The organism is Ralstonia sp. ASV6, from assembly GCF_016429285.1.
Lineage (GTDB): Bacteria > Pseudomonadota > Gammaproteobacteria > Burkholderiales > Burkholderiaceae > Ralstonia > Ralstonia flaminis.
The window spans coordinates 1-5681 of record NZ_JAELUI010000224.1 but is presented as its reverse complement, the minus strand read 5'-3'; the positions used below and the strand labels follow the sequence as shown (position 1 = coordinate 5681).

Below are 5681 nucleotides of genomic sequence, written 5' to 3'. Positions count from 1 at the left end.
GGATGCCGCTGCTGCCACCGCGCAGGCCATGCCGGAAGCCGAAGGCGCCGTGTGCACGATGCGCCCGGGCGACCCCGGTTTCGAAGAGTGCGAAGCCTGCCAATAAAGCACTGAGCGGGCTGTTACCAAAGCGCCCCAGGGGCCGCATGGCATCAATGATGCGGCTCATTCACTGACATCGGCGACCGGGCCGGTGGTGCGCGTGTATCGAAACATGCGCTCCACTGGTCGGTCCAACAGAAATACAACGGAGAAACTCAATGCTGAGCTGGGACGACGACGTCAAACCTGCCGCACAACCGCAAGCTGCACCGCAACCGGTGTATCAACCGCAGCCGCAACTGCAATCCGTGACGCCGGATCAGGGTGGCATGCTGCCCCCGTCGGCCACACAGGCTGTCGGTACCGGCATCCTGGGCAACAACCCGAACGCTGCTGCCGCACAAAGCAACCGCCGCGTGAACGCTGCCGACAAGCGCGTCATCAACGGCGCGACCGACGTCAACCAACTGGTGCCGTTCAAGTACAAGTGGGCCTGGGAAAAGTATCTGGCCGGCTGCGCGAACCACTGGATGCCGCAAGAAATCAACATGTCGCGCGACATCGCCCTGTGGAAAGACCCGAACGGTCTGACCGAAGACGAGCGCCGCATCATCAAGCGCAACCTGGGCTTCTTTGTGACGGCCGACTCGCTGGCCGCCAACAACATCGTGCTGGGCACGTACCGCCAGATCACCGCGCCGGAATGCCGCCAGTACCTGCTGCGTCAGGCGTTTGAAGAGGCGATCCACACGCACGCCTACCAGTACATCGTTGAGTCGCTGGGCCTGAATGAGGCCGAGATCTTCAACGCATACCACGAGGTGCAGTCGATCCGTGACAAGGACGAGTTCCTGATCCCGTTCATCGACACGCTGACCGATCCGTCCTTCAAGACCGGCACGCCGGAGAACGACCAGAAGCTGCTCAAGAGCCTGATCGTGTTCGCCTGCATCATGGAAGGCCTGTTCTTCTACGTGGGCTTTACGCAAATTTTGGCGATGGGCCGTCAGAACAAGATGACCGGCGCTGCCGAGCAGTACCAGTACATCCTGCGCGACGAATCCCTGCACTGCAATTTCGGCATCGACCTGATCAACCAGATCAAGCTGGAGAACCCGCACCTGTGGACGGCCGAGTTCAAGGCCGAGATCACGGAGCTGTTCAAGAAGGCCGTCGACCTGGAATACCGCTACGCGGAAGACACCATGCCGCGCGGCGTGCTGGGCCTGAACGCCCCGATGTTCAAGGGCTACCTGCGCTTCATCTGCAATCGTCGTTGCCAGCAGATCGGCCTCGACGCGCTGTTCCCGAACGAGGAAAACCCGTTCCCGTGGATGAGCGAGATGATCGACTTGAAGAAGGAACGCAACTTCTTCGAGACGCGCGTGATCGAGTACCAGACCGGCGGTGCGCTGTCGTGGGAATAATCGATTCCCGCTCCCAAGTTTGAAGAAAAGGCCCATTCGGGCCTTTTTTATTTGTCACGGCCTGTTGAGAATCTGTTGAACCTGATGGGCTGTGACCAACGATCGTCCTATCGTGCTGTATCGATGGACTGAATATAAGGACGCTCCTATGAAGAAGACCCTCCTAGTCGCCCTCATGCCGTTTGCCGTGCTGGGCACGTCTGCGGCGTTTGCCGACACGACGAACTGCGCCACCAAGATCCGCGCGATTGAGACGCAGATTGAGATGGCCAAGCAGTATGGCAATACGTTCCGGATTGCCGGCCTGCAAGACGCACTGGCGAACACCAAAGCCAACTGCACCAATGCAGGTCAGGCCGAGTACGCAGAACGCAAGGTGCGCGAAGCCGAACGGGACGTTCAGAAGGCGCAATTGGAATTGCGCGAAGCCGAAGACAAGCTGCGGGATTCGCGTAGCAAGGGCGAGGTCAAGCGCATCGCCAAGGCGCAGAAACGACTGGCCGAGAAGCAGGACAAACTGCGTGAGAAGCAGGAAGACCTGCGCAGTGCGCAAGCAGATCTGACCGCGCTGAAGGGCTGAGTTTCCCGAAAGGTGTCATGACAGGATGGACAGGGGCTTCGGCCCCTGTTTTTGTTGCACCACCGGAATTGCCTGCATTCGGCCCGCCCCCGATAATCCAAAGCGTACGACCGTTGTCTTCCCACCATCCTGGGCCCCACATGACCGTCGAATCCTTCTTCTCCCAAACCTACGATGAAGCGCGCGCCAAGTTCCTGGCGGCTGCCCAGGCCCGGGGGATGGGCGTCGAACGGCATCTCCACCCGGATGCGCTCGGGCCGTCCGGGGAGCCGCTTTCGATCGACACGGCGCTGTTCTCGCCGACACAGGCCGATGCGCTGCTGGTCGTCACTTCCGGCGTGCACGGTGTGGAGGGGTTCTGCGGCTCCGGCTGTCAGATCGGTTTGCTGCACGACGATGAACTCTTCGCACGGCTGGCGGCGTCCAGGCTGGCGCTGCTGTTGGTGCACGCAGTCAACCCGTATGGGTTCGCCCATCTGCGCCGTGTGAATGAAGACAACGTCGATCTCAACCGCAACAGCGTCGACTTTGCCGAGGCGGTGTCGGCCAATCCGGCCTATCTCGAGGTCGATCCGCTACTGCTGCCGTCAACGTGGCCGCCCAGCCAGGCGGATCAGGCAGCGTTGCAGCACTACATGGTTACGCGCGGCGAGAAAGCGCTGCAGGACGCCGCAACCAGCGGGCAATACCGCGTGCCGGACGGCATGTTCTACGGCGGAACCGCCCCCTGCTGGAGCACCGTGCAGATGCGCGGGCTGGTGTCGCGGCATGTGGCCGCCGCTTCTGGCCACATCGCCCGCTTCATGTGGATCGACCTGCATACCGGGCTCGGCCACTACGGCCACGGTGAGAAGATTTTCAACAGCCCCGACCCGGCTGAGCTTGAGCGCGCCATCCGCACGTGGGGTGCGGATGTCCGGCCGATTGCCGCGCCGGGGTCGGTGTCATCCGTGGTCAAGGGCGATCTGGTGGGCGTGGCGTACGAACTGCCGCCCGGCATCGAGAAAACCTGCGTCACGCTGGAGTTCGGCACACTCGCCCCGCTGGCGGTGCTACAGGCGCTGCGGGCAGACCACTGGCTGCATCGACATCCGGAACGTGGCGCTGCGCAGGCGGCCGGTATCCGCCGCGCGCTGCGCGATGCGTTCTATTGCGATGTGCCCGAGTGGAAGGGCATGGTCTACGCGCAGACGCGCATGGCCGTGCTGCAAGCCGTGGCGCGGGTTTCCGGCTAGAACACTCTCACTTGCTGTGCGCTGGCTTGGGGGCGCGCACCGTCAGTGCGCACCCTGCAGACGCGGCGATGATGGCCAGAATGGCTGTCCACTGCCGTCCGGTCAGTTGCTCGTGCAAAACGATGGCCCCGGCCAGTGCACCGATGGCTGGCTCCAGGCTCAGCAGCACAGAGAACGTCTTGCCCGGCAGGTGCTTGAGTGCCACCATCTCCAGCGAATACGGAATCGCGCTCGACAGCAGCCCGATGCCCAGCCCCGCCAGAATGAGCGACGGTGTCAGCAGTGCGGACCCCGCCTGCGCCACGCCAAACGGAATCGCGAACAACGCCCCCACGGTCATGCCCAGTGACGTGGCCTGGCCCGCGGGCAAGCCACCAAGGTTCTTGCCGGTCAGGATATAGAGCGCCCAGCACACACCGGCTGCCAGCGCGTACGCCGCCCCCAGGTGATCGACCTGGCCGACCGCCTTGTCACCAACCGACAGCATCAGCAGGCCCACCACTGCCAGCCCGATCCATACGAAATCGAGCGCCCGGCGCGACAGCACCACCGCCAGCACCAGCGGCCCGGTGAACTCGATGGCGATCGCAATGCCAATTGGCAGCCGTTGCAGCGACAGATAGAACAGCAGGTTCATGCTCGCCAGCGTGACGCCGTACATGGCGACGCGACCGGCGTCTGCGCGGGTCAGGTGCAGGCGCCACGGCCGCCAGAACGCCAGCAGGATCGCCGCGCCGATGGTGATGCGGTACGTGACGGTGCCGGCCGCCCCCAGCACCGGGAACAGCGTCTTGGCAAACGAGTTGCCCAGGCACACGGAGGCCATCGAACCCATCAGGGCAAGAATGGGCATCCAGGGGGACGATGTGGTGGAAGCGGAAGAGGCGGGGGCAGCGGAAGACATGGGCGGTGCAGCAGACGCAACGCTACAGCATAGCCGCACGCTCTCGAGAAAACATTGCGTTCTCGGCAGCGTGGGTGCGGGTTTTTCTCGAAACGCGGGCGGAGCCCTTACAGGGCTGCTGCGCTGGGGCGGATCACGTCGATCAGCAGCACGCGCTGCCCTTCGCGTTCGCCGTCCGGGCGTGGTGTGACACCGCGCTGCGGGCGCGGGGCGGCCAGTGGCGCCGGGTCTTCGGCACTCATGCCGAACACGGCCAGCTTGGAGGCTGCAATCCGCTGCAGCGTGCTGCGCACGCCGGGCACGTCCAAGTCCTCGGGGTCGAAGCCGGTGGTAGCTGTCCAGTCGTCTCGGACAATATCCTGAAGGCCGTTGGCCATCTCAAACTGCAGCGATGCGCCGAACCCCTTCTGCAGCGAATGCGTGCCGAGCAGGTATTCAGCCGTCAGGAAGCCGCGCAGCCGCGTCCAGAATGCCAGCGCAGAGATATTGCCGCTCTTGAGCGCGTGGCTTGGGGCGACTTCCCAACTATGGTCGAGCAGCCTGTTGATCAGGCGTCCCCAGGTTGGCACTTCGGTGCCGGCGGAGCAGTCCTCGCCCGCACCTTCTGGGCGGGCAAGCTGGCGCAACAGGCCGGTGAACGAGCCCGTCATCGGACGCGTGCCGCCCGCTTGTAGGCCCGAAGGCCAGCGCCATTGCAGCGGTGATAGCGGCCGGGCGCCGGGCCACTGCGAGTGGGCTTGCAGGCCGGTGCATGGTGTCAGGTAGCGCCATTGACGCTGATCGCGGCCGATGCGGCGTAGCGGCTCCAACTCGGCCGACAGATCAAATTTGCCGAGAAAGGCGGCATTGCGCGACTTGATCGGCGAGCGGGCGTAGACGTTGAAGTCGGGCCAGCCTTCGTACAGGTTGATCTGCGGCAGCGTGTGGTGCTTGTCCAGCGCATCGTCGGGTTGATCGATGCGGCGAGCAGTGAGGAACAGCGCGCGGCAATCGAGCGTGGGCACGGCACCGCGCAGGCGGAACAGCACCAGCAGGTCGCCAAACTCGGCGGGGCGTGCTTCAGCGCGGGCCGGGTAGGCGTGCGGTTGCTCTTCTGGCCAGAATGTGGTCAGGCGCAGGGCAGCACCCGGAAATGCGCTGCGCAGTCCTTGCCGGAGCAGGCGCAGGCCATCGGCACTACGCAGGATGCGCAGAATGGAAAGATCATCGCGCAGCGCGGCGTCAGGATGCGGGCCGCGGCCGCCGTTTTCCGCCGCCAGGGCAAACCGCCACAAGGCGGTATCGCTAGCCAGATCCTGCGCAGCGATATCGCGCGCGGTGTTGGGGCGGGCGCCAGACATCGGCTCGCGGGCGCCGCCGGGCGTATCTCCAGGGTTGTCTCCTGTTACGGCCTGGGCGCTGGTAGTCGACCCGGCAATCGCGCCAGTAAGGCCCCTGAATGGCGGCCGGTTGCGCTCGGGCATGGCTATTCCAACGTGTTGTTTGTATTGATT

General features: G+C 64.0%; 5 protein-coding genes. 3 read left to right on the top strand and 2 right to left on the bottom strand.

Translation table 11 applies throughout. The features are described from left to right. Nucleotides 1-260: 260 nt before the first annotated feature. The 3 genes from JHD73_RS26115 to JHD73_RS26105 all read left to right on the top strand — a co-directional run bounded on the left by JHD73_RS26115 (nucleotide 261) and on the right by JHD73_RS26105 (nucleotide 3284). Nucleotides 261-1469, top strand: a complete 1209-nt coding sequence (locus tag JHD73_RS26115) for a ribonucleotide-diphosphate reductase subunit beta (RefSeq protein ID WP_199033066.1) — start codon at nucleotides 261-263, stop codon at nucleotides 1467-1469. Between the two features lie 148 nt (nucleotides 1470-1617). Next, nucleotides 1618-2049 (top strand): DUF1090 domain-containing protein, encoded by a 432-nt coding sequence (locus JHD73_RS26110; RefSeq protein ID WP_199033065.1) that lies wholly within the window; start codon nucleotides 1618-1620, stop codon nucleotides 2047-2049. Nucleotides 2050-2189: 140 nt separating this feature from the next. Beyond that, complete coding sequence (locus JHD73_RS26105; protein ID WP_199033064.1) at nucleotides 2190-3284, top strand: M14 family metallopeptidase; 1095 nt, start codon at nucleotides 2190-2192, stop codon at nucleotides 3282-3284. Between the two features lie 7 nt (nucleotides 3285-3291). On the opposite strand, the gene JHD73_RS26100 is transcribed toward JHD73_RS26105, so the two are convergent. Continuing rightward, a complete protein-coding gene (locus JHD73_RS26100; protein WP_199033063.1) occupies nucleotides 3292-4188 on the bottom strand; it encodes a DMT family transporter in 897 nt (298 codons plus the stop codon). Nucleotides 4189-4295: 107 nt separating this feature from the next. Then, nucleotides 4296-5651 (bottom strand): peroxidase, encoded by a 1356-nt coding sequence (locus tag JHD73_RS26095; RefSeq protein ID WP_199033062.1) that lies wholly within the window; start codon nucleotides 5649-5651, stop codon nucleotides 4296-4298. Between the last annotated feature and the right edge of the window lie 30 nt (nucleotides 5652-5681).

Excerpts from the sequence above, each read along its gene's own strand:
- JHD73_RS26115 (WP_199033066.1), top strand. The coding sequence starts at position 261 with ATGCTGAGCTGGGACGACGACGTCAAACCTGCCGCACAACCGCAAGCT.
- JHD73_RS26110 (WP_199033065.1), top strand. The coding sequence starts at position 1,618 with ATGAAGAAGACCCTCCTAGTCGCCCTCATGCCGTTTGCCGTGCTGGGC.
- JHD73_RS26105 (WP_199033064.1), top strand. The coding sequence starts at position 2,190 with ATGACCGTCGAATCCTTCTTCTCCCAAACCTACGATGAAGCGCGCGCC.
- JHD73_RS26100 (WP_199033063.1), bottom strand. The coding sequence starts at position 4,188 with ATGTCTTCCGCTGCCCCCGCCTCTTCCGCTTCCACCACATCGTCCCCC.
- JHD73_RS26095 (WP_199033062.1), bottom strand. The coding sequence starts at position 5,651 with ATGCCCGAGCGCAACCGGCCGCCATTCAGGGGCCTTACTGGCGCGATT.